This window comes from Streptomyces sp. TLI_146 (genome assembly GCF_002846415.1).
Lineage (GTDB): Bacteria > Actinomycetota > Actinomycetes > Streptomycetales > Streptomycetaceae > Streptomyces.
Map to the genome: position 1 here is coordinate 2,213,436 of NZ_PJMX01000001.1, position 23,934 is coordinate 2,237,369.

Annotated in this window: 15 protein-coding genes; 7 read left to right on the top strand and 8 right to left on the bottom strand. The window is 74.7% G+C overall.

The annotated features are described in order from the left end of the window. The first annotated feature begins 99 nt into the window (after positions 1-99). The 3 genes from BX283_RS10145 (at position 100) to BX283_RS10155 (ending at position 4,879) form a co-directional block, all read left to right on the top strand. Positions 100-1,569: an aldehyde dehydrogenase family protein gene (locus BX283_RS10145; protein WP_101387300.1), complete on the top strand. Its 1,470-nt coding sequence runs from the start codon at positions 100-102 to the stop codon at positions 1,567-1,569. A 114-nt stretch (positions 1,570-1,683) separates the two neighbouring features. After that, on the top strand, positions 1,684-3,279 hold the full coding sequence (locus BX283_RS10150) for an APC family permease (RefSeq protein ID WP_101387301.1): 1,596 nt from the start codon (positions 1,684-1,686) through the stop codon (positions 3,277-3,279). A 19-nt stretch (positions 3,280-3,298) separates the two neighbouring features. Beyond that, positions 3,299-4,879: a GMC family oxidoreductase gene (locus tag BX283_RS10155; protein WP_101387302.1), complete on the top strand. Its 1,581-nt coding sequence runs from the start codon at positions 3,299-3,301 to the stop codon at positions 4,877-4,879. A 101-nt stretch (positions 4,880-4,980) separates the two neighbouring features. Here the strand turns inward: BX283_RS10155 and BX283_RS10160 are convergent, their stop codons facing one another. The 4 genes from BX283_RS10160 to BX283_RS10175 all read right to left on the bottom strand — a co-directional run bounded on the left by BX283_RS10160 (position 4,981) and on the right by BX283_RS10175 (position 13,265). Next, positions 4,981-9,639, bottom strand: a complete 4,659-nt coding sequence (locus tag BX283_RS10160; protein ID WP_101387303.1) for a hypothetical protein — start codon at positions 9,637-9,639, stop codon at positions 4,981-4,983. Between the two features lie 41 nt (positions 9,640-9,680). Then, on the bottom strand, positions 9,681-10,526 hold the full coding sequence (locus tag BX283_RS10165; RefSeq protein ID WP_257584278.1) for a hypothetical protein: 846 nt from the start codon (positions 10,524-10,526) through the stop codon (positions 9,681-9,683). A gap of 433 nt (positions 10,527-10,959) precedes the next feature. Beyond that, positions 10,960-12,483 carry a hypothetical protein gene (locus BX283_RS10170; RefSeq protein ID WP_101387305.1) on the bottom strand — a complete coding sequence of 508 codons (1,524 nt, stop codon included), beginning with the start codon at positions 12,481-12,483 and terminating at the stop codon, positions 10,960-10,962. Between the two features lie 77 nt (positions 12,484-12,560). After that, on the bottom strand, positions 12,561-13,265 hold the full coding sequence (locus tag BX283_RS10175) for a GntR family transcriptional regulator (RefSeq protein WP_101387306.1): 705 nt from the start codon (positions 13,263-13,265) through the stop codon (positions 12,561-12,563). Between the two features lie 176 nt (positions 13,266-13,441). Between BX283_RS10175 and BX283_RS10180 the strand changes: the two genes are divergently transcribed. The 4 genes from BX283_RS10180 to BX283_RS10195 are packed head-to-tail and all read left to right on the top strand — an operon-like array spanning position 13,442 to position 17,002. After that, complete coding sequence (locus BX283_RS10180; protein ID WP_101387307.1) at positions 13,442-14,722, top strand: MFS transporter; 1,281 nt, start codon at positions 13,442-13,444, stop codon at positions 14,720-14,722. Beyond that, complete coding sequence (locus tag BX283_RS10185) at positions 14,719-15,480, top strand: LamB/YcsF family protein (protein WP_101387308.1); 762 nt, start codon at positions 14,719-14,721, stop codon at positions 15,478-15,480. The genes BX283_RS10180 and BX283_RS10185 overlap by 4 nt, the downstream gene beginning before the upstream one ends. A 14-nt stretch (positions 15,481-15,494) precedes the next feature. Continuing rightward, a complete protein-coding gene (gene pxpB, locus BX283_RS10190) occupies positions 15,495-16,115 on the top strand; it encodes a 5-oxoprolinase subunit PxpB (protein ID WP_180357434.1) in 621 nt (206 codons plus the stop codon). Beyond that, positions 16,112-17,002: a biotin-dependent carboxyltransferase family protein gene (locus tag BX283_RS10195; protein WP_101387309.1), complete on the top strand. Its 891-nt coding sequence runs from the start codon at positions 16,112-16,114 to the stop codon at positions 17,000-17,002. Before pxpB ends, BX283_RS10195 begins: the two co-directional genes overlap by 4 nt. Here the strand turns inward: BX283_RS10195 and BX283_RS10200 are convergent. The 4 genes from BX283_RS10200 to BX283_RS10215 are packed head-to-tail and all read right to left on the bottom strand — an operon-like array spanning position 16,990 to position 23,877. Next, positions 16,990-20,565: a hydantoinase B/oxoprolinase family protein gene (locus BX283_RS10200; RefSeq protein WP_101387310.1), complete on the bottom strand. Its 3,576-nt coding sequence runs from the start codon at positions 20,563-20,565 to the stop codon at positions 16,990-16,992. The genes BX283_RS10195 and BX283_RS10200 overlap by 13 nt on opposite strands. Beyond that, entirely contained in the window at positions 20,562-21,473 is a 912-nt protein-coding gene (locus BX283_RS10205; protein WP_101387311.1) for an SGNH/GDSL hydrolase family protein, read from the bottom strand. Before BX283_RS10205 ends, BX283_RS10200 begins: the two co-directional genes overlap by 4 nt. After that, on the bottom strand, positions 21,470-22,765 hold the full coding sequence (locus BX283_RS10210) for a glycosyltransferase (protein WP_101387312.1): 1,296 nt from the start codon (positions 22,763-22,765) through the stop codon (positions 21,470-21,472). The genes BX283_RS10205 and BX283_RS10210 overlap by 4 nt, the downstream gene beginning before the upstream one ends. Next, positions 22,762-23,877: a glycosyltransferase family 1 protein gene (locus BX283_RS10215; protein WP_101387313.1), complete on the bottom strand. Its 1,116-nt coding sequence runs from the start codon at positions 23,875-23,877 to the stop codon at positions 22,762-22,764. Before BX283_RS10215 ends, BX283_RS10210 begins: the two co-directional genes overlap by 4 nt. Positions 23,878-23,934 lie beyond the last annotated feature (57 nt).

The following is a 23,934-nucleotide window of genomic DNA, read 5'->3' on the forward strand; positions in this document are numbered from 1 at the left end:
TGGGTAGCGGCGCCCCGGGGCGCCGATGTGATCACGGCTGCCCCGACTCAACTCTGGTGACCGAGGAGCTGAGGGAACTGACGGAAGTCAAGGAGCGTCATGCCTGAACTGTTCATCGGCGGCCGATGGAGCGCCGCCGTCGACGGGGAGACCCGCGAGATCCGCTGCCCTGCGGACGGCTCGCTGGTCGCCGTGGTCGACGAGGCGGGACCCAAGGACGCGGCGGCAGCGGTGGCTGCCGCCCGCGAGGCCTTCGACCGGGGCCCCTGGCCCGGGACCCCCGTCGCCCAGCGGGCCGCGCTGCTGCTGCGCGTCGCCGACCTCATCGAGCGTGACGCGGCCGCGCTGGCCCGCGCCGAGTCCCTGGACACCGGCAAGCGGCTGGTCGAGTCCGAGTACGACATGGCGGACATCGCCAACTGCTTCCGCCACTTCGGCCACCTCGTCGCGGCCCAGGAGCCCGGCCGGGTCGTGGACACCGGGAACCCGGTGACGGACAGCCGTACCGTCACCGAGCCGGTCGGCGTCTGCGCGCTGATCACGCCGTGGAACTATCCGCTGCTCCAGACCGCGTGGAAGGTCGCGCCCGCCATCGGCGCGGGCAACACCTTCGTCCTCAAGCCCAGTGAGCTGACCCCGCACACCGCGATCATGCTGATGCGGCTGCTCACCGAGGCCGGGCTGCCGGACGGCGTCGCCAACCTGGTCCTCGGCACCGGCCCCGCCGTGGGGGCGCCGCTGACCGAGGACGAGCGCGTGGACCTGGTGTCGTTCACCGGCGGTCTGGCCACCGGGCGGCGTGTGATGGCGTCGGCGGCGGCCACCGTCAAGCGCACCGCGCTCGAACTCGGCGGCAAGAACCCCAACATCGTCTTCGCCGACGCCGACTTCGAGACGGCCGTCGACTACGCCCTGACCGCCGTGTTCCTGCACTCCGGCCAGGTCTGCTCGGCGGGCGCGCGCCTGCTGGTGGAGGACTCGCTGCACGACCGCTTCGTCGACGAAGTGGTGCGCCGCGCCCAGCTGATCAGGCTCGGCGGGCCCTTCGACGAGCAGGCCCGCACCGGCCCGCTGATCTCGGCGGCCCACCTCGCCAAGGTCGAGGCGTATGTCGCGGCCGGGCTCGCCGAGGGCGCGGTGCTGCGCTGCGGCGGCGCCCGCCCGGACGACCCGGCGCTCGCGTTCGGCAACTACTACCTGCCGACGGTTCTGGACGAGTGCACGGCCGCGATGTCCGTGGTCCGGGACGAGTCGTTCGGGCCGGTGCTGACCGTCGAGCGGTTCCGCGACGAGGACGAGGCCCTCGCGCTCGCCAACGACACCATCTACGGCCTGGCCGGAGCGGTCTGGACCCGCGACGAGGCACGCGCGCGCCGGGTCGCCGCCGGGCTGCGCGCGGGCACGGTGTGGATCAACGACTTCCACCCGTACGTCCCGCAGGCCGAGTGGGGCGGCATGAAGCAGTCGGGAACGGGCCGCGAGCTCGGGCTCGCCGGGCTCGCCGAGTACCAGGAGACCAAGCACATCTGGCGCAACACCGAGCCGCGCCCGCAGCGCTGGTTCGACTGAACGACCGCTGCCCGCGGCGCCGTTCCGAGCAACGGCCGCCGCTTCGGCGCGGCCCCGCCGCACGCCCGTCCCTGCCCTCCCCTCTGCGCGATCCTGTACGAGGAGTGATCCCCGATGACCGCCACCACACCCCCGCCCCCCTCTCCCTCCCCAGCCCGGGCGGGCGCCGACGCCGATGACGCCGCGCTCGCCGAACTCGGGTACAAGCCGGGGCTCAAGCGCACCCTCGGCAACTTCCACACCTTCGCCGCCGGGATCAGCTACATCTCGATCCTGACCGGCACGTTCCAGATGTTCTACTTCGGCGTCAGCCTCGGCGGCCCGGCCTACTGGTGGTCGTGGCCCCTGGTCTTCGTCGGCCAGCTGATGGTCGCGCTCTGCTTCTGCGAGCTGGCCGCCCGCTACCCGGTCGCCGGATCGGTCTACAACTGGGCCAAGAACCTGGGCGGTCCGCACGTCGGCTGGCTGGCCGGCTGGATGATGACGCTGGCGAGCATGGTCTCGCTGGCCGCCGTCGCCCTGGCGCTCCAGCTGACGCTCCCCCAGATCTCCTCGTGGTTCCAGTTCGTGGGCGACGGCAGCGGGAAGTACGACGCGGCCGCCAACGCCGTCGTGCTCGCCTGCGGCCTGATCCTCTTCACCACCCTGGTCAACGCGTTCGGCGTCAAGCTGATGGCCCGGATCAACACGGCCGGCGTCTTCATCGAGCTGGTCGCCGCCGTGATCCTGGTGATCCTGCTGGCCGCGCACATCACCCGCGGCCCCAGCGCCATCGTGGAGACCCACGGCATCGGCGCCGGCCAGAACCTGGGCTACTTCGGCGCGTTCCTCACCGCCTCGCTCGCCTCCGCGTACGTCATGTACGGCTTCGACACCGCGTCCTCGCTCGGCGAGGAGGCGGTCGACCCGAGCCGCAACGCGCCGCGCGCGATCCTGCGGGCCCTGATCGCCTCGTTCGTCATCGGCGGCCTCATCCTGCTGTGCGCGCTGCTCGCCACGCCGGACCTGAGCGCGCCCGAACTCTCCGTGGACGGACTCCAGTACGTGGTCCTGAGCACGCTCGGCGACACCATGGGCCAAGCGCTGCTGTGGTGCGTGGTGATCGCGGTCGTGGTCTGCGAGCTCGCCGTGCACACCGCGGGCATCCGGCTGATGTTCGCCATGGCCCGGGACAACAACCTGCCCGCGGGCAGCCGGCTCGCCAGGATCAGCCCGCGCTTCCAGACCCCGATCGCGCCCGCCGTGGTCTGCGGGCTCGTCGCCATCGGCATCCTGCTGGTCAACATCAAGCAGCCGCAGATCTTCTCGGTCGTCACCAGCATCGCGATCATCATGATCTACGTGGCGTATCTGCTGGTCACGATGCCCATGCTGGTCCGCAGGCTGCGCGGCACCTGGCAGCCCGCGCCCGGGCGCTTCTCGCTCGGCCGCTTCGGCCTCCCCGTGAACATCATCGCGGTGCTGTGGGGCCTGGGCATGACCGTCAACCTGCTGTGGCCGCGCGCCGCCGTCTACAACGCGGCGGCCCCGTACCACTGGTACCTGCGCTGGGGCGGTGTGCTGTTCGTCGGCGCCGTCACCGTGGGCGGCTTCGCCTACTACTGGTTCGTCCAGCGCCACCGCACCGGCGTCCTCGCGGACCACGCCGCCGAGAAGCAGGACACCGACCCCACCACCACCCCCGGCACCACCGCCGCCGCCACCGGCTGAAGCAAGGAGCGAAGGAATCATGAACGAGGCCAACACCGGTACGCACCCGGACGAGTTCGACTACGTCGTCGTCGGCGGCGGCACCGCGGGCAACGTTGTCGCGGCCCGGCTCAGCGAGGACCCCTCGGTGACCGTGTGCGTCCTGGAAGCGGGCCCCTCGGACGTCGGCGACGACAACGTGCTGCGCCTGGAGCGCTGGATGGCGCTGCTCGACTCGGGCTACGACTGGGACTACCCGGTCGAGCCGCAGGAGCGCGGCAACAGCATGATGCGCCACGCGCGCGCCAAGGTGCTCGGCGGCTGCTCCTCGCACAACTCCTGCATAGCCTTCTGGGCGCCGGCCGAGGACCTGGACGGCTGGGCGGCCGAGGGCTGTACGGGCTGGGGCGCCGAGGACGTGTTCCCGCTGTACAAGCGCCTGGAGAACAACGACGCGCCCGGCGACCACCACGGCCGCAGCGGCCCGGTGAAGCTGCGCACCATCAAGGGCGAGGACCCCTGCGGCAGCGCGCTGCTCGACGCGTGCGCCCAGAACGGCATCCCCACCACGCCCTTCAACACCGGCCGTACGGTGATCAGAGGCGCCAACTGGTTCCAGATCAACTCGGACGAGAACAACATCCGCCAGTCGTCCTCGGTCGCGTATCTGCACCCGATCATCGGCAAGCGGCCCAATCTGACCGTACGGACCGGGATCCGCGCCAAGCGGCTGGTGATCGGCGAGGACAAGCGCTGCACCGGCGTCGAGTACCTGGACCCGGATCTGGTCCACACCCGTACCGTCTCCGCGCGGCGCGAGGTCGTCGTCAGCTGCGGCTCGATCGACACGCCCAAGCTGCTGATGCTCTCCGGGATCGGTCCCGCCGACCATCTGCGCGAGGTGGGGGTGGAGACGCTGGTGCACTCCCCCGGCGTCGGCGAGAACCTGCAGGACCACCCCGAGGGCGTCATCATGTGGGACGCCAAGCGGCCGATGCCGACCCGCTCCAACCAGTGGTGGGAGATCGGGATCTTCGCGGACACCGAGCCGGGCCTGGACCGGCCGGACCTGATGTTCCACTACGGCTCGGTGCCGTTCGACATGAACACCGCCCGGCACGGCTACCCGACCAGCGAGAACGCGTTCTGTCTGACGCCCAACGTCACCCACGCCAAGTCGCGCGGCACGGTCCGGCTGCGCACCCGCGACTACCGCGACAAGCCGATGGTCGACCCGCGCTACTTCACTCATGAGCACGACGTACGGGTGATGACGTACGGGCTGCGGCTCGCCCGGGAGATCGCCGCGCAGCCCGCGCTCGCGGACTGGGCGGGCGCGGAGCTGGCGCCCGGGCCCGACGTCCGTACCGACGACGAGCTGTTCGAGTACATCCGCACCACGCACAACACGGTCTACCACCCGGCGTGCACGGTGAAGATGGGCGCCGACGACGACGCGATGGCCCCGCTCGACGCCCGGCTGCGGGTCAAGGGCATCCGCGGGCTGCGCGTCGCCGACGGCTCGGTGATGCCGGAGCTGGTCACCGTCAACCCGTGCATCACGACGATGATGATCGGCGAGAAGTGCGCGGACATGATGAAGGCGGACGCGCGCGTCTGATCAGGGTTCCGATGCGTTCCCCGCGCCCTTGGGGGCGCGGGGAACTGCGCGACCAGCCACAGCGGGCCCGCAGCAAACGGCCCACGCATCCCAGCGGACCGTTACGGCTTCTTGAACATCCGCGTCGCAGTGATCTCCCCGTGCACCGACCCGTCCGGGTCCTTCGGCAGGCCCGGCCGCAGGTGCTCCTCGACGCTGATGTACTTCAGCCCCGCCCGCAGGTCCGCGTCATTGCGCAACCGGACGACCAGCGGGAACTCCGCGAGCGCCGTCGTGTCGAACAGGCCCGTCGTGTACAGGAGCTGGACGCCGAGCGCGTCCGACACGGCCCGCTGGAGCTCCAGCAGATACGTGGCGTTGGCCCGGCCGATCGGGTTGTCCAGGAACAGCGTGCCCGCGTGGCGGTGCTTGTCGCGGCCCCGGTCGTTGCTGCGCAGCGCGGCCATCGTGCAGTACAGCGCGATCGCGGCGGTGAGCAGCTGCCCGCCGGAGAACACATCGCCCATCTGCCCGACCGGAACGCGCTCGGCGCGCAGCACCGCGTCGGGCTTGAGGATCTCCACGGCGATGCCGCGCGGTTCGAGGGCGGCCTGAACTCCCCGCAGCAGCAGGGACATTCCGTCCCGGCGCAGGTCGGAGTTCTTCTTCAGGGCCGCGCGCGTCGCCTCGTCGATGACCTCGCCCAGGCGCTCGGTTAGCGTGGCCTGGTCGGGCTCCTCGAAGCGGATCCGCAGGAACTCCTGCCCCGACCACTCGCCCAGCCCCTCCGGCAGCTGCGAGAGCCGCTGGGCCGAACGCAGCGTGGTCAGCGCCGACTCGACGAGCCCGCGCAGCCGGTCCACGATCGAGTCGCGGTTGCGCTCCAACTGCTCCAGCTCGTCGGTGAGGACCCGCAGCCGGGGCGCGAACGCCGCCGCCCAGGACGCCGCGTGCTCGGGCAGCGCGGCGGCGGGCAGCTCCCGGATCTGCTGGCGGGCGGGGGTGCGCACCTGCTCGTACCGGGTCGCGTTGGCGTGCCGGACCAGGACGTCCGAGGCCTCCCGGACAGCGGCCTCGGCACTCGACAGGTCGCCCGCGCAGCCGCGCAGCGAACGCCGGGCCTCGGCGGCCGACTGCCGGGCCTCGGCCAGATCGCCGGGGAACGACTCGGGCTGCTGCTCGTCCTCCTCCTGCTGGTGGTCGCGGAGCAGGTCGCGCAGGAGCGCGGCCGTCTCGTCGAAGCCCCCGGCCGCGTCCTCGGCGGCCCGGTGGGCCTGGAGGAGCTCGGCGTGGGCGGCCCGCGAGGTCTCCAACTCGGCGGTGCGGGCGGCCAGTTCGGCCGTCGCGGTGCGCAGCAGGGCCTGCGCCTGCTCGGCGTCGCCGGGCACCTGCTCCGGGGGCAGCTCGGTGTGCGCCTCGCCGTCCTCGGGGGCCAGCCGCTCGGCCTCGCCGCGCAGCCGCCCGAGCTGCTCGCTCGCCGCCGACGCCCTGGTCTCCAGGAGCTGTACGAGGGATTCGGCGCGGGCCGCGGCGGCCTGCCGGGACGGGCCGTCGGCTCCGTCGGTGCCCTCCAGGAGCTGGGCGGCGCGGGTGCGGACCTTGTTGGTGAGCCGGTCCAGCTCGGCGAGCGCGGCGCTCTCGTCGCTCTCCGCGCGCGCCTGCTCGGCGCGCAGATCGGCGCCGACGCCGACCTTCTCGTACAGCTGGGAGGCGGCCCGGTAGGCCTCGCGCAGGGCGGGCAGCGCGGCCTTGGGGGCGGCGCCGTCCGGCTCCGGCAGGTTCTCCGGCGCGCCAGCGATCTCGGCGCGCTCGGCGCGCAGCGCGCGGGCGGTGCGGTGGGCGTCGTCGGCGGCGCGCTGGGCGCCCCGGCGGTCCTCGTCGGCGGCCCGGGCGCGCTCCAGGAGGGACTGGGCGCGGGCCTCGGACTCGGCGGCTTCGTCGACGAGTTCACGCAGGGTGCTCTGCCAGCCCGCGCGCTCGCGCAGCCGGAAGGCGAGCCCGGCCAGCGCGTCGGCGGCGCGGCGGGCGCGCTGGGCGGCCTCCTGGCGCTCGTCGCGGACCCGGGCCGCCTCGGCGGCGGCCTCGTCGGCCTCCGCCCGCTCCGTACGGGCCTCGGCCAGCGCCTCCGCGGCGGCCTTGGCGGCGGCGCGCGCGTCCCGCGCGGCCGTGGCGAGCTCGTCGAGCATCCCGGGCGGGCAGTCGGCGCGCCAGGAGCCGAGCCGTGCGGCGAGCCCCCGGTCGCCCGCGAGGCGGGCGGCGAGGGCGCGGATCTCCTCGTCGCGGGCGGCGGCGCGGGTGCGCAGCGCCTGCCGCTCCTCGTCGGCGGCGTGCTCGTCGTGCATGGCCGGGTTCGGCGGGACGAGGAAGACGTCCGTCTCGCCCGCGCCTTCCGCGCCCTGCCGGGGCACCGGCGCGAGCAGCGCGGCTGCGGTGCCGACGGCCACCGCGGACCGGGGCAGCAGCGCCGCGCCGGCCAGCGCCTCGCGGGCCCGGACGTGCGAGGCGGGGTCGGTGATCACCACACCGTCGACCAGCTCGGGCCGGGCCGCGAGCACCGAGGCGTGGTCGGCCGGGTCGACGGCCTGGGCGAGGTAGCGCCAGCCGGGCAGGGCCGGGATGCCGTGCTCGCCCAGGTACTCGACGGTGGCGAGGACGTCGGGGCCCGGGGGCAGCAGTCCGCCGTCACCGAGGGCGCCGAGGATGCGGGCGTCGTCGGCGGCGGCGGTCCGCAGCTCGAACAGCTGCCGCTCGGCGGATGCGATGCCCTGGTCCAGGAGCTGCCGCAGCTCGTCGGCCTGGCGGTCCAGCTCCTCGACGGTCAGCGGGGTGTCCGCACGGTCCGCCCCGAAGGCGGCGGGGGTGCCGTGCACCGCGTGGTGGACGGCCTCCGCCGCGTACATCGCCTTGCGCGGCAGCGGGACCCCGGCCGCGGGGGCGGACGGGAGGCCCAGGAGCTCCGCGAGGCGCTCGTCGGAGGCGATCGACTCGGCGGCGCGGCGCTCCGCGTCGTACGCGTTCCCGGCGGCCTCGGCCGCGTCCTGGGCGCGGGCCGCGGCAAGTTCCGCGCGGGCCTGCTCGGCGGCGGCCTCGCGGGCGCGGTCGGCGGTGGCGCGGGCGCTCTCGCGGGCCGTGTCCCAGGCGGCGACCGCCGTCTTCTCGGCGTCGCTGGCGGCGAGCGCGGCCCTGGCCGGGTCGGCGTCCGGCGCGCTGTCGTCCAGCCAGCCCGCCCGGACCGCCTCGGCGGTCTCCTGCTCGACCTCGGCGAGGCGCTGGCGCAGATGCCCGGCCTCGCTGCGGGCGCGCTGCGCCTCGGTGGCGGCGGCCGTGGCGTCACGGTGGGCCGCCTCGCTCGCCTCCTGGAGCGCGGCGGAGCGCTCCTCCTCCTCGGCGGCGACCCGCTCGCCGTCCTCGGCGGCCGTGTGCAGCGCCCGTACGAGATCGGCGGCCGCGGTGGCGCGGGCGGCGAGCGCGGGCGCGGCGTCCCGCTCAGCCTCGCGGATGGCCGCGGCCACGCGCGCGGAGCGGTCGGCGGCGGCCTTGTGCCGCAGCACCGCCTCGGCGGCCTGCCAGGCGGAGTGCAGCGTACGGGCGTCGGCCAGCTCGCGGCGCTGGGCGGTGGCGGCCTTCTCGGCGACGGCGAGCGCCAGCGAGGCGTGCCGGTAGGCGAGTTCGGAGGCGATCAGGGCGCTGCGGCCGCGCGCCTGCTCGGCCTCGGTGACGGTGTGCGCGGCAGCGGTGACCCGGCCCGCGAGGTCGGTGGCGCGCCCGCGCTCCTGGCCCGCGCGCGCGGAGAGCCTGCGCGCCAGCGTACGGGTACGGCGCTCGGCCCCGGCGTGGATGTCGCGCGCGCGGGAGCGGGCCTCGGCGGCCTCGACGATCCGGTTGAGCAGGTCCACCGAACCCGCGGTGAAGTCGCGCTCGGCGGTCAGCTCGGCGCGCCGGCCCAGCTTGTTGCCGAAGCCGCTGACCAGGTCCGCGAGGCCGTCGGTGTCCCGGGTGTCGGTGACGGCGCGCAGCAGCAGGTCGGTGAAGTCGGAGTCCTTCTTGACCGCGAAGAGACCGGCGGCCTCGCCCTCGTCCGCGTTCATCTCGCGCTGGTAGCGGAAGAGTTCGGGGTCAAGGCCCAGGTCGCCCAGGTGCTCGTTCCAGCGGTCGTGGATCTCCTCCCAGACCACGTCGAGGTGCGGATACGCCTTGCCCGCCTCGGTGACCGCGTCGCGGAAGCCCTTCATGGTGCGGCGCCTGCCCTGGGCGCCGGACGCGCCCTCGGCGGCCGGGCGCATCGCGCTGGACTCGGCGACCGGCAGCGAGTCCAGGCTCAGCCCCGGGCCGGGCCGGAACGAGTACCAGGCCTCGGCGAACTTCCTCGGGTCGTTGGAGACCTGCCGCCCGCGCCACTCGCTCACCTTGCCGACCACGACCAGCTCGCCGGTGAGGGTGTGCTGCCACTCCAGGGCGACGTGGCCGCAGTCGTCGGCGAGCAGGAACTTGCGCAGCACGCCGGAGCTGGCGCCGCCCAGGGTGTTGCGGTGGCCCGGCAGCATCACCGAGAAGATCAGCTTGAGCAGGACGGACTTGCCGCCGCCGTTCTCCAGGAAGAGCACGCCTGCGGGGGCGGGGCGGCGCGGCGGGCCGACCGGCTCGTCCTCGAAGAACTCCGCCTGGGTGGGCGCCGGGTGGGGCACGGGCGCACCCACGCCGCGCAGGTCCAGCACGGTGTCGGCGTAACGCGCACCGGCGGGGCCGATGGAGTAGAGGCGGACCCGGGACAGCTCGTACATGGCGGACTCTCGTAGATGGGGCGGGCAGGTATGGGGGGTGGTCAGGCGTGGAACGGGAGGCCGGCGTCGGCGGCCAAGTCGAGGTCGTCGCCGTCGGGGGGCGGCAGCAGGGTCGCGCTGCCGTCGCTGACCGCGACGACACCGAGCTCCAGGAGCTCGGCGAGGGCGGCGCTGCCCGCCATGTCGCGGACCTGGAGCTGGTAGCGGGCGGTGGTGCGGTACGCGCCGCCCGCGTCGTCGCCGGTCCGCTGGAGGAACCCGGACTCGGTGAGGAACGCGACGGCCTTGGCCACGATGCCGGTGGTGGATCCGGCGAGGCGGCGGGCGTCCTTGGTGGCGCCGGTCGAGCTGCGCCGGGCGTAGATCCGCCAGGCGGCCTCCAGGCCGGGGGCGCCGGTCTCCGGGTCGGTGTTCTCGCCCTGCTCGGCGGCGCGCTCCTCCAGGCGGCGGCAGGCCTGGCGGACGAACGCGTCGACGCCGTTGACCGTGATCCGCCCGATGTAGCCGTCGTCGGCCAGGTCCTCGGGGCGGGGGAAGGCCATCGCGGCGACCGCGAGGTGCGCGAGGCCGTGCAGGAAGCGGTCGGCGGAGTCGGTGGCGGCGCGGCGGGCGTAGTCGCCCATGCGGACGGCGAAGACGGAGTCCTCGGCGGCGGTCACGGCCATGCCGGCGCGGGGCGAGACCTCCAGGACGACGAGTCCGAGGCCCGCGGCGACGGCGTCCGCGAGCCTGGCGAACGCGGGGTCCTCGCGGTGGCGGCGGAGCAGTTCCGCGTACTCCGCGTCGCGGGCGGGGAGCAGTTTGGGCTGGAGCCCGAAGGCGACGAGGCGGGCGGCGTCGGCGGCGTCGGCGGGGGTGATGCGCCGCTCACCCCCGTCCCGGGGCACGTCGACGCCACCGTCGCCGGCGTCGGGCTCACGCTCGGGGTGGTGGTCGGTCACGGGGGTCTCCTTGGGGGGTGTTCGTTGCGTGGTGCGGGTGGGGGGCCGGCGGGTTCATTCCCCCACCCCGCCCCTTCCCTGAAGCCCTGGGCGGGCGGCCGGGTGGGGGGTTGGGGCGGGCTGCCGGGGGCTATGCCCCGGACCCCCTGGGTTCGTCTGCGGACCGTGCTGATTTCGTCCGGTGTTCGTCTGGGGGTGGTGGTGGGTTGCTCGCGCAGTTCCCCGCGCCCCTAGGGGGGTGCGGGCGATCGCGACGGCGAAGCCGAGCCCTTAAGGGGCGCGGGGAACTGCGCGACCAGCCACCGACAACCCGCAGACGACGGGGTCCAGGGGGCGAAGCCACCCCCGGAGGGTTCAGGGAAGGGGCGGGGTGGGGGAATCACGCCGCCTCCCGGGCCGCCGCCATCCCCGCCGCGTCCAGCCGGGCCGTTCCCACGATCAGATCCGCCCCGCCGAACTCCGGGTCGTCCAGCTCCGTCCCGTCGTCGACGGCGAACAGCAGGCGCTCCTCGCCCTGCCGGTACGCCGTACCGACCGGCGGGCTCGCCGCGTGCACCGCGAGCAGCGCGACCAGGTACGGCAGCTCCGGGTCCAGCCCGCGCGCCTCGGCGAGCAGGCCGGACAGCCGGCGCGGCGCGTCGTGCTCCAGGTCGAGCAGCTCCATCGCCGCGGCCAGCTGCTCCTCACTGAAGCGGCTGTCGTCGGGCGTGGCGATCAGATCGGGCTCGGGCATCTCCGCGCCGAGGTGCTCCCGCTCTATCGGAGGCGTGAGCAGTATGTCGACGAGGTCGCCCACCCGCACCGAGACGGGCGTGCGCAGCCCCGTCCCGCGCGCGAAGAACGCGTCCGTCACCCGCGTCGCGTCCTCGACCGGCAGCGGCAGCAGCGGCGCGACCAGCTGCCCGTACAGGTCGAGGCCGGTGCGGGTCGCCGGGCGCGCGAACGCCTGGCGGTCCTGCTCGGCGCGGAACAGCGGCCCGGCCTCCAGGAGGCGCGACTGCAACTGCGTGTGGCGGCGGATGCAGTCCTTGACGATGTCGACGAGCTCGGCGGCCCGCCGCTTGTTCTCGGGCTCCTCCGCCTCGTCCCGGGCCTTGCGGATGTTGGTCAGGATCGCGTTCTCGTGCCGGTAGCGGTCGGCCACGTGGTCGAGCGCCTCCGCGATCATGTCCGGGACCGCGTTCAGCCAGTCGACCGCGCGCACGTTGCGCCGGGTCGCCTCCAGGGTGCGGCGCAGGGTCTCCGCGTACTGCACGGTCCGGTAGCGCGCCTGCTCGGCGGCGAGCTGGGCGTCGGCCAGCCGGCCCCGGCTGATCAGCACCTCCAGCTTCACCTCGGCGGCGATCTGCGCGCTGGTGACGTCCGTGTCGAGCGCGCCCACCAGCACGTTCACGGCCTCGTCCGTCGTGCGCAGATAGACGCTGCCGCCGTACCCCGGGACCTCTTCGATCAGCTTGAAGTCGTAGTCCCGGCGGACATAGACGCCGTCCGGGCCGAACGTCCCGTACACCGCGCGGAAGCCGCGGTCCACGCTGCCGACGTTGATCAGGTTCTCCAGGACCCAGCGGGCCACCCGCTCGTGCTCGGCGGCCGGGCGGCCGGGCGCCTGCGCGGCGACCCGAGGGATCAGCCTGGCCACTATCTGCTCGTGGTCGGCGCCCGTGTCGAAGTCCATGTTCAGCGTGACGAGGTCGATCGAGGCGAGGGCGACCTCCGCCATCGCGTAGACCGAGTACTCACCCGCCAGGTTCGCCTTGCGCACGTCCAGGTCGTGCAGCGGGGCGGTGCAGGCGAGCGCGCGCAGCCTGCGCGCCAGCCCCTCGTCGGCGGCCGGGCCCGGTGCCGGGCGCGGCCCCGCGCTGAGCTGGGGCGGAACGGGTTCCGTCGAGGCAGGCGAAGTCACGCTGCACAGATTAGGTCCTCGCACTGACAACGGTCGAAACGGCGCAGATACCACCGCCGCGACCGCCCGGGCCGCGTCTAGTCCCCGGCCGCCACGAGCCCCGCGTACGCCTCCACCAACTGACTGCGGGAGTCGTCGAGATAGTCGGCGAGCAGCCGGACCGCCCCGTTCCGCTCGCCCGCCCGCAGAGCTTCCAGAATCTCCCGATTCCGTATGAGATAGGGCTGATGGAGCCGTTTCGGGTCGTCCACCACATGGAAGGCGAGCCGCAGTTCGGCCAGGACGCCGCGCATCAGCTCGTCCGTGCGCGCGCTGCCCGCGAGGCCCACGAGCTCCCGGTGGAAGTGGATGTTGGCGGTGGCGACGCCCTTCCAGTCGTGGCGCCGGGCCGCCCGCTCCCCGTCCGCGACGGCCGCGTCCAGGGTCTCAAGGGCGTACGGGGGCCCGCCGAGGCCCTGGACGACGGCGCACTCGACCAGGCGTCTGGTCCGGTAGATGTCCTCGACGTCCTCGACCGCCAGGATCCGTACGAACACCCCGCGGTTGAGCTCGTGGACCAGCAGCCGCTCGTGGGTCAGCAGCCGGAACGCCTCGCGCAGGGTGTTGCGCGAGACCCCGAGCGCCTTGCCGATGGCGTCCTCCGCGAGGCGCTCCCCCGGCCGGAAGTAGCCCTCGGCGACGCGGCCGCGCAGGATGTCCGCGACCCGCTCGGCCGTACTGGTGCGGCCGAGCAGCGGACGGTCCTCAGCCAGCCCGCCGACCTCGGACTCCGTCGTCCCCACGGCATCCTCACTCCCCCGCCGGGCTCCCGGCGACGCACGGCTCCCATCGTAGGACGCGGGTGCGGATCGCAGGACGAGCCGACACGACTCTTGTCGGATTGTTCAACGATCCTCTAGCTTGGGCGGCACCGTACGGCCACACCCCCACACGCACGCCCTCCCCCTGCGAGGTGCAGATGAGCACGACCCAGGCACAGCCGGAACAGGGCGAACTCCCCGGCGGCGGCGGCCCGTTCGGGTGGCTGCGGGCCCTCGGTCCGCGCGGCCGCCGCGCCTTCGGCGGCGCGTTCGGCGGCTACGCCCTCGACTCCTACGACTACTTCACGCTGCCGCTGAGCATGGTCGCGATCGGCGCGTACTTCGGCCTCGACCACGGCCAGACCGGCCTGCTCACCACGGTGACCCTGGTGGTCTCGGCGGTCGGCGGCGCGCTCGCCGGGATCCTGGCCGACCGCATCGGCCGGGTGAAGGCCCTGATGATCACGGTGATCACGTACGCGGTGTTCACGGTGGCCTGCGGCTTCGCGCCCACGTACGAGACGCTGATGGTCTGCCGCGCCCTGCAGGGCTTCGGCTTCGGCGGCGAGTGGGCGGTCGGCGCGATCCTGGTCGCCGAGTACGCCTCGGCCAAGGAGCGCGGCCGCACCCTCGGCGCCGTGCAGAGCGCCTGGGCGGCGGGCTGGGCGCTGGCCGTGATCGTCTACACGCTGGTCTTCCACTACGTGGACGCGGACACCGCCTGGCGCGTGATGTTCTGGACGGGCGCGCTGCCCGCCCTCCTGGTGATCTACATCCGGCGCCATGTGAGCGACGCCCCGGAGGCCGCCGAGCAGCGGCGCGCGGCCGGCTCCGGGCGCGGCTCGTTCGCCGCGATCTTCAAGAAGGACCTGCTGCGCGCCACCTTCTTCGCGACGCTGCTCTCCACCGGCGTCCAGGGCGGCTACTACACGCTCGCCACCTGGGTGCCCACCTATCTCAAGACCGACCGCGGGCTCACCGTCGTCGGCACCGGCGGCTATCTGACGTTCCTGATCTCCGGCGCCTTCCTCGGCTACCTCACCGGCGGCGTGCTCAGCGACCGGCTCGGCCGCAAGCGGAACATCCAGCTCTTCGCCGTGCTGTCCGCGCTCTGCATCCTGGTGTACACGCACATCCCGTCCGGCGCGAACACCCTGCTGCTCGTCCTCGGCTTCCCGCTGGGCTTCTGCATGTCCGCGATCTTCAGCGGGTTCGGCTCGTTCCTGAGCGAGCTCTATCCGACGGCGGTACGCGGGACGGGCCAGGGATTCACGTACAACAGCGGCCGGGCCGTCGGCGCCTTCCTGCCCACCTTCGTGGGCTACCTCTCCGACAGCTGGGGCGTGGGCGGCGCGCTGGCCCTCGGCGCGATCGGCTACGCGCTGGCCGTGGTGGCCCTGTTCGGACTGCCCGAGACCCGTGGACAGGAGCTCAAGTGACCCCGGTCATCGACCTCAACGCCGACCTGGGCGAGGGCTTCGGCCGCTGGCGGCTGACCGACGACGAACAGTTGCTGTCAGTCGTCACCAGCGCCAATGTGGCCTGCGGCTTCCACGCCGGCGACGCGGCCACCATGCGGCGCGTGTGCGCGATGGCGGCCGAGCGCGGGGTGCGGATCGGCGCCCAGGTCTCGTACCGCGATCTGGCCGGGTTCGGACGGCGTGCCATGGACGTGCCGCCGGACGAGCTCGCGGCCGAGGTCGCCTACCAGATAGGCGCGTTGGAGGTCTTCGCGCGCGCCGCGGGCAGCCGTGTCGCCTACGTCAAGCCGCACGGCGCGCTCTACAACCGCGTCGTCCACGACGAGGAGCAGGCGGCGGCCGTCGTCGAGGGCGTGGGCCTGGCGGGCGGCGCCCTCCCGGTGCTCGGGCTGCCCGGCTCCCGGCTCCTCGTCCACGCGGGCAAGGCCGGACTGCCCGTTGTCACCGAGGCGTTCGCGGACCGCGCCTACACCGCGCGCGGCACCCTCGTCCCGCGCGGCGAGAGCGGCGCGGTCGTGACCGACCCCGGCGCGGTCGTCGCGCGGTCGCTCACCCTGGCCAGGACCGGGGCGGTCGTCGCCGCGACCGGCGAGAGCGTCGACGTACGCGCGCGTTCGCTGTGTCTGCACGGCGACACGCCCGGCGCCGCCGCCCTCGCCCACCGGGTGCGGCAATCCCTGGAGGGCGCGGGCGTACGGGTGGAGGCGTTCGCGTGAGGCGTGCCCTGCCGATGCGGACGCTGCCGGTCGGCGACCGCGCGCTGCTGGTCGAGCTGGACAGCGGCGAGGACGCCGAGGCCCTCCACGCCGAGCTGCTGCGCCGCCGCGCCGCCGGAAGCCTGCCGCCTGTACGGGAGATCGTCCCGGCGGCCCGTACGGTCCTGCTCGACGGTCTGGACGACCCGGCGCGCCTCGCGGCGCTGCTGCCCGGCTGGGAGGTCGCGCCGCCGCGCGCGGACGCGGGTGCGGCGGTGGAGATCCCGGTCCGCTACGACGGCCCCGACCTGGCCGAGGTCGCGCGCGCGTGGGGCGTCTCGCCCGAGGCGGCGGTACGGATCCACCGCACGGCCGAATTCCGGGTGGCCTTCTGCGGGTTCGCGCCCGGCTTCGGTTATCTGACCGGCCTTCCCGAGCGGTACGAGGTGCCCCGCCGCGCCACCCCGAGGACCTCGGTCCCGGCCGGGTCGGTGGCCCTGGCGGGCCCGTACACCGGCGTCTATCCACGCTCGTCGCCGGGCGGCTGGCAGCTCGTCGGCAGCACGGACGCCGTGCTCTGGGACCCGGACCGGGAGCCCGCCGCACTCCTCGCACCGGGCACCCGGGTGCGCTTCGTCCCCCGGGGCGGGGCATGACGGACCGGGCCTTCCGCGTGGTGCGGGCGGGCGCACTCACCTTGGTCCAGGACGAGGGGCGCCACGGCCACGCCCACCTCGGCGTGCCCCGCTCGGGGGCGCTCGACCTGCCCGCGAGCCGCCTCGCCAACCGGCTGGTGGGCAACCCGCCGGGCGCCGCCGTCCTGGAGACGACGCTGACCGGGTGCGCGGTGCGCCCGCGCCGGGCCGTCACGGTCGCGGTGACGGGGGCGCCCTGCCCGGTGTCCGTCGACGGGCGCCCGGCGGCGTGGGGCGCGCCGGTGCGGGTGCCCGCCGGGGCCGTCCTGGAGGTCGGCGCCGCCGTGCGCGGGGTGCGCTCCTACGTGGGGTTCGCCGGGGGCATCGCCGTCGAGCCGGTGCTCGGCAGCCGCTCCACCGACCTGCTCTCGGGGCTCGGCCCGGCACCCCTCGCCGACGGTGCCGTATTGCCCCTGGGACATCCGGCCGGGCACTACGCGCGCGTGGACGCGGCCCCGGCGCCGGGCCCGCCAAGGGAGTTGGTGCTGCGGATGCTGCCGGGGCCGCGCACCGACTGGTTCACGCAGAACGCTTTCTCCGCCCTCGCCACCGGCCGCTACCGGGTCTCCGCCGCGAGCAACCGCATCGGCCTGCGCACCGAGGGCCCGGCGCTGGAACGGGCGGTCCACGGCGAGCTGCCCAGCGAGGGCATGGTGTGGGGGGCGGTCCAAGTGCCGCCGGACGGGCGCCCGGTGGTGTTCCTGGCCGACCATCCGACCACCGGGGGATATCCGGTGGTGGGCGTGGTCGCCGGGGCGGATCTGCCCGCCGCCGCACAGGCCGCGCCCGGCACACCGCTGCGGTTCGTGCTCCTGCGACGTGCCGTACGGGCGCGTCAGCTGCCGTAGCCGCCGCCTCCGGGCGTGCGGACGACCAGGACGTCCCCCGGGCCCACCTCCACCGTGTCCACGCCCTCCAGCGGCTCGCTGCGGCCGTCCGCGCGCTCCACCAGGTTCGCGCCGAGCCCGCCCGGCGCGCCGCCCGCCATGCCGTACGGCGGCACGCGCCGGTGGCCGGTCAGCAGGGCGACGGTCATCGCCTCCAGGAAGCGGATCCGGCGCTCGACCCCGCACCCGCCCGTCCACCGGCCCCGCCCGCCGCTGCCCTCCCGTACCGCGAAGGCGTCGACCCGCACCGGATAGCGCCACTCGAGCACCTCCGGGTCGGTGAGGCGCGAGTTGGTCATATGGGTCTGCACGGCGTCCGCGCCGTCGAAGCCGTCGCCCGCGCCCGAGCCGCTCGCCACCGTCTCGTAATACTGCACCCGGTCGTTGCCGAAGGTCACGTTGTTCATCGTGCCGGAGCCCTCGGCCTGGATCCCGAGGGCCGCGTAGAGCGCGCCGGTGACGGCCTGCGAGGTCTCGACGTTTCCGGCGACGGTCGCGGCCGGGTACTCCGGCGCCAGCATCGAACCCGGCGGCACCCGTACCTCCAGCGGCTTGAGGCAGCCGCTGTTGAGCGGGATGTCGTCGTCGACCAGCGTCCGGAAGACGTACAGGACGGCCGCCGTCACCACCGACCGGGGCGCGTTGAAGTTGCCCGGCTGCTGCGGCGAGGTGCCGGTGAAGTCCAGTACGGCGCTGCGGCTCTCGCGGTCCACGGTGACGGCGACCCGGATGACCGCGCCGCCGTCGGTCTCGTACGCGTACGAGCCGTCGCTCAGCCCCGCCACGATCCGCCGCACGGACTCCTCGGCGTTGGCCTGGACGTGCCCCATGTACGCCTGGACGACGTCGAGCCCGAACTCGTCGGTCATGCGCCGCAGTTCGGCGATGCCCTTCTCGTTGGCGGCGATCTGGGCGCGCAGGTCGGCGAGGTTGGTGTCGGGGTCGCGCGAGGGGTAGGCGGCGCCGGTCAGCAGCGCGCGCGTCTCGGCCTCGCGCAACCGTCCGTCCCGGACCAGCAGCCAGTTGTCGAAGAGCACGCCCTCCTCCTCGACGGTGCGGCTGAAGGCGGGCATGGAGCCGGGGGTGATGCCGCCGATCTCGGCGTGGTGGCCGCGCGAGGCCACCAGGAACCGCAGCTCCTCGCCGTCGAAGACCGGGGTCACCACGGTGACGTCGGGCAGGTGGGTGCCGCCGTGGTACGGGTCGTTGATCGCGTAGACGTCGCCGGGCCGCATGGCGCCCTTGTTGCGGCGCAGCACCTCCTTGATGGACTCGCCCATCGAGCCCAGATGCACGGGGATGTGCGGGGCGTTGGCGATCAGGTTGCCCTCGGCGTCGAAGAGCGCGCAGGAGAAGTCGAGGCGCTCCTTGATGTTGACGGAGTGGGCGGTGTTCTCCAGGCGTACGCCCATCTGCTCGGCGATCGCCATGAAGAGGTTGTTGAAGACCTCCAGCATCACCGGGTCGACGTCCGTGCCGACGGCGGTGCGGCCGGGGCGGGGGCGCGTCCGGGTGAGCAGCAGGTGCCCCAGGTCGCCGGCGGCGGCCTGCCAGCCGTCGTCCACCACGGTGGTGGCGTCGGCCTCGGCGACGATCGCCGGCCCGGCCACCGTGTCGCCCGGCCGCAGGGCGGCGCGCCGGTACAGCGGGACGTCTTGGCGCCCGCCCGCGACGAACATGGACACGGTGGCGGGGGCGCCGTCCTCGCCCTCGCGCGCGTACTCCTCGACCTCGGGGGCGCCGTGCGGCCCGGCGGCGCCGACGGCCTCCACCGACACCGCCTCCACGACCAGCGGCTTGTCCATGGTGAAGGCGTACCGCGCGCGGTGTTCGCGCTCGAACGCCTCCTTCATGGCGTCGGCGGTGTCCAGGGCGACCGGCAGGCTCGCGTCCGTACCGGCGTAGCGGAGCAGCACGCGCGCGTGGGTGGTGATCGCCTCGTCCGGGATGCTGTCGGCGCGCAGTTCGCCACGCGTGCGTGCCGCGAGCTCGTCGCACAGCTCGCGCACCCGCCCGACGCTCTCCTCGTCGAGCTCCGCCTCGACGGACCGCTCGCGCATAGCGGTCGCGTCGGCGAGGCCGATGCCGTACGCGGAGAGGACTCCGGCCAGCGGCGGTACGACGACGGTGTCGATGCCGAGCGCGTCCGCGACCGCGCAGGCGTGCTGGCCGCCGGCGCCGCCGAAGCTGGTCAGGGCGTAGCGGGTGACGTCGTGGCCGCGCTGCACGGAGATCTTCTTGACCGCGTTCGCCATGTTGAGGACGGCGATCTCCAGGAAGCCGGCCGCCACCTCCTCGGGACCGCGCCCGCCCCCGGAGCGCTCGGCCAGCTCGGCGAACCGCTCCCGTACGACCTCGGCGTCCAGCGGCAGATCGCCGCCGGGGCCGAACACCGCGGGGAAGCGGGCGGGTTGGACGCGGCCGAGCATCACGTTGGCGTCGGTGACGGTGAGCGGGCCGCCGCGCCGGTAGCAGGCGGGGCCCGGGACCGCGCCCGCCGAGTCCGGGCCGACCCGGTAGCGCTGTCCGTCGAAGTGGAGCACCGAGCCGCCGCCCGCCGCCACGGTGTGGATGTTCATCATGGGGGCGCGCATCCGGACCCCGGCGACCTGGTTGGCGAAGTCCCGCTCGAAGGCGCCCGCGTAGTGCGAGACATCGGTCGAGGTGCCGCCCATGTCGAAGCCGATCACGCGCGCGTAGCCGGCCTGTCCGGAGGTACGGGCCATGCCGACCACGCCGCCCGCCGGGCCGGAGAGCACCGCGTCCTTGCCCCGGAAGTGCGCGGCCTCCCGCAGGCCCCCGTTGGACTGCATGAACATCAGCCGTACGCCGTCGAGTTCCTCGGCGACCTCGTCCACATAGCGGCGCAGGATCGGCGACAGATAGGCGTCCACCACGGTGGTGTCACCGCGCGGCACCAGCTTGATGAGCGGGCTCACCTCGTGCGAGCAGCTGACCTGGGTGAAGCCGAGCGCCCTGGCGGTCTCGGCGACGGCCACCTCGTGCTGGGGGTGGCGGTAGCCGTGCATCAGGACGACGGCGGCGCTGCGCAGGCCCTCCGCGCGGGCGGCCCGCAGCCCCTCGGTGACGCCCGCGAGGTCGAGCGGGCGGACGGTGGCGCCGTGCGCGTCGATCCGCTCGGCCACCTCGACGACGCGCTCGTACACCGCGTCCGGCAGCACGATGTGCCGGTCGAACAGCCGCGGCCGGTTCTGGTACGCGATCCGCAGGGCGTCCCGGAAGCCCTCGGTGACGACCAGGACGGTCGGCTCGCCGCGCCGCTCCAGAAGGGCGTTGGTGGCGACGGTGGTGCCCATCTTGACGACGGAGATCCGGTCGGCCGGGACCGGCTCGTCGGGCCCGAGGCCGAGCAGCAGCCGGATCCCGGCGACCGCCGCGTCGCGGTCGCGGTCCGGGTCGTGGGAGAGGAGCTTGCGGCTGACCAGGCGCCCGTCGGGCCGTCTGCCCACCACGTCCGTGAAGGTGCCGCCGCGGTCGATCCAGAACTCCCAGCGCCCTGTCATCCCTCCATTGTGGCAAGGCGGCCCTGGCCGGGGGGCGCGCCGACGGCCGCGAGCGCGGCGGAGAGCGCCTGGGCGGCGCGCAGATCGAGGTGGGCGGCGGTGCCGCGCGCGGCGTGGCGCAGCTCGGCCCCGGCGAGGCCCAGCAGCTGGGGCAGCAGGTCCGTGGAGCGCCGCGCCACCCAGGCGGTACCGGCCGTCGCCAGCCACAGCAGCGCGGCGGACCGGCCGGGCGGCGGCCGGTCCGGCTCGTACGAGGGAGGCGCGCCCGGCGCGAGGCCGCGCTCGGCGAGCAGGGTGTAGCTGCGGGCCGCGATCAGCCGGTGGCCGCGCTCGCCCGGGTGCAGCCGGTCCGCGCTCCACAGCGAGCGGTCGCCGACCCAGGCCCGGTCGGCCAGGTGCAGATGCGCGGCGCCGTACCGTACGGAGAGGGCGTGCACCACGGCGTTGACCGCCTGCTGGCGCCGGGCCAGCGGACGGGCGAGCGGGCCGGGCAGGGCGAGCATCGCCCCGGGGTCGGGCAGACAGGCCGTGAGCAGCACCGCGCCCTGCGCGGCGAGCCCGCCGTAGACCGCGTCGAGCCGGGCGGCGATGTGGTGGATGTCGAAGGACCGGCGCAGCGTGTCGTTGACCCCGACCACCACGGAGGCGAGGTCGGGCGCGAACGCACGCGCGCGTGGCGCCTGTTCCTCGGCCACGTCCCGGGTGAGCGCCCCGCTGACGGCGAAGTTGCGGAATTCGCACCCGGGCCCGTTCCCGGCCAGCAGCGCGGCCCAGCCGCGCCACCCGCCGGGCACGGGGTCGCCGACGCCCTCGGTGAGCGAGTCCCCGAGCGCGGCGAACCGCAGGGGCCGCCGGGGGCCGAGGGACGCGCCCGTCAGCGGCGGCAGGGCCGCGACGGACGCGGTCATGCCGCCACGCCCGGCTCGCGCGGTGCTGGGACGGGCGCAGGCGGTGCTTGGGCGAGCGGTGGCTGGGCGACCGGCGGTTGGGCGAGCGGTGATTGATCGGCCCCTGCCCGCGCGGCAAGCGCCGCCCTCGATGCCGGGGCAAGAGGCACCCGCGAAGCCCGCGCCGCCCCCACCGGCGCGTCATGCGCCGCCAGGAACGCGGTCACCGACGCGTCCCACCCGAAGAGTTCGGCACGCGCGCGTGCCGCGTGCCTGCGGGGCTCCTCCGGGCGGGACAGGAGGTCCTGGACCGCGTCGGCGAAGGCCGCGCCCGTGTCGGCGGCGGCCAGGCCCGCCGCCCCCACCACCTCGGGCAGCGCCGAGGACCGGCTGCACACCACCGGCGTCCCGCCCGCCAGCGCTTCCAGGGCCGACAGGCCGAACGTTTCAGCGGGCCCCGGCGCCAGACAGACGTCCGCCGCGGACTGGAGATCCGCCAGCCGCGCCCGGTCACCGACGTGCCCCAGGAACTCCACCGGCAGCCGCGCGGCCCGCGCCCGGCGCTCCAGACCGGCCGCCAGCGGCCCGTCCCCGGCCACCACGAGGCGCGCGCGCACGCCCCGGCGCCGCAGCTCCGCGAGCGCGTCCAGGGCGGTGCCCGGCCGCTTCTCCACGGAGAGGCGGGAGCACAGCACCAGCAGCACCCGCTCCCCACGCAGCCAGTGCTCGCGCAGCGGCAGCGAGCGCCGCCCGGGGCGGCACCCCACCAGGTCGACGCCGAGCGGCGCGCGCGTGACGTTGCCCGCCCCGATCCGTACGAACTCGCGCTCGGCCCACTCCGTGGTGCACACGATGCGCGAGTACGCCCAGGCGGAGCGCCTGTTGAGACGGTCGGCGGCGGCGCGCGCGAGGTGCCCGGGGGCGCCCCAGGTGCGCAGCACGCCGTCCGCCGTCTCGTGCGAGACCATCACCGACGGCACCCGCTCGCGCCGCGCCCACTCCCCGGTCCAGCGCAGGGTCGTCCGGTCCGACACCTCGATCCGGTCCGGGCCGAGCGCGTCGAGGACGCGCCGCACCCGGCGGCGGTCGGCGAGTACCCGGTAGCCGCCGGTGCCGGGCAGCACCACACCGGGCAGGGTGACCACCCGGCCCTGTTCGGTGTGCTCGTCGCGCGCGTGGGTGCCGGGGACGATGAGTACCGGGTCATGGCCGGCGGCCAGATAGCCGCGGCCGAGCTCGCGCAGGGCCGTGCGCAGCCCGCCCGAGGAGGGCGTGACGAAGTTCGCCAGACGGACGATCCGCAGCCCGCTCATGCCGCCACCACCGGGCGCTCGCAGAGCACTTCGGCGTAGTGGTCGAGCAGTTGGTCCCCGACGGCCGTCCAGGTCCGGCCCTCGACTGCGGCCCGCCCGGCCCGCCCGTACGCGTGGCGCAGCGCGGGATCCGCCAGCCGCAGCACCGCGTCGCGGAGCGCGTCGGCGTCGCGCGGCGCGACGAGGAGGCCGGTGCGCCCGTGGTCCACCAGGTCGAGCGGCCCGCCCGCCGCCGGGGCGATCACCGGCACCCCGCTCGCCATGGCCTCCTGCACGGTCTGGCAGAACGTCTCGTACGGCCCGGTGTGCGCGAAGACGTCCAGGGAGGCGAAGACCCGGGCGAGTTCACCGCCGGTGCGGCGGCCCAGGAACAGCGCCCCGGGCAGCGCGCCCCGCAGCGCCCCGGCGCTCGGCCCGTCCCCGGTGACCACCACCCGGACCCCGGGGAGCGCGCACACCCCGGACAGCAGCTCCACCTGCTTCTCGGCGGCGAGCCGGCCCACATAGCCGACGATCAGCTCACCTCCGGGGGCGAGTTCGCGCCGCAGCGCCTCGTCGCGCAGCTCTGGCCGGAACCGTTCGGTGTCGACGCCGCGCGGCCACAGCCGCACCCGCTCCACCCCGTGGGCCTGGAGATCGCGGACGGCGGCGGTGGAGGGGGCGAGGGTGCGGTCGGCGGCGCCGTGGACGGCTCTGAGCCGCCGCCAGGCGGTGTTCTCGCCGGTGCCCATGTACGTACGGGCGTATCCGGCGAGGTCGGTCTGGTAGACGGCGACGGCGGGCACCCCGAGCCGCGCGGCGGCCGCCATCCCGCGCGCCCCGAGCACGAACGGGCTCGCCAGATGGACCAGTTCGGCCCGGTGGGCGGTGAGGGCGGCGGCCACCCGGCGGCTCGGCAGGGCCACCCTGACCTGCGGATAGCCGGGCAGCGGCAGCGAGGGGACGCGGATCACCGTACAGGGGGCGGTGAGGTCGTCCCCGGCTGCCGCGGCCGGGGCTATGACGAGCGGTTCATGACCGCGGGCGGCGAGGTGCCGGGCGGTCTGCAGGGCGCAGTGGGCGACGCCGTTGACATCGGGCGGGAAGGATTCGGTGACGATGACGACACGCATACCCGTGTTGTCGTCGCCGCCGGGGTGGCCCCGCCGACTTGGATCTTTCCGCCCGGG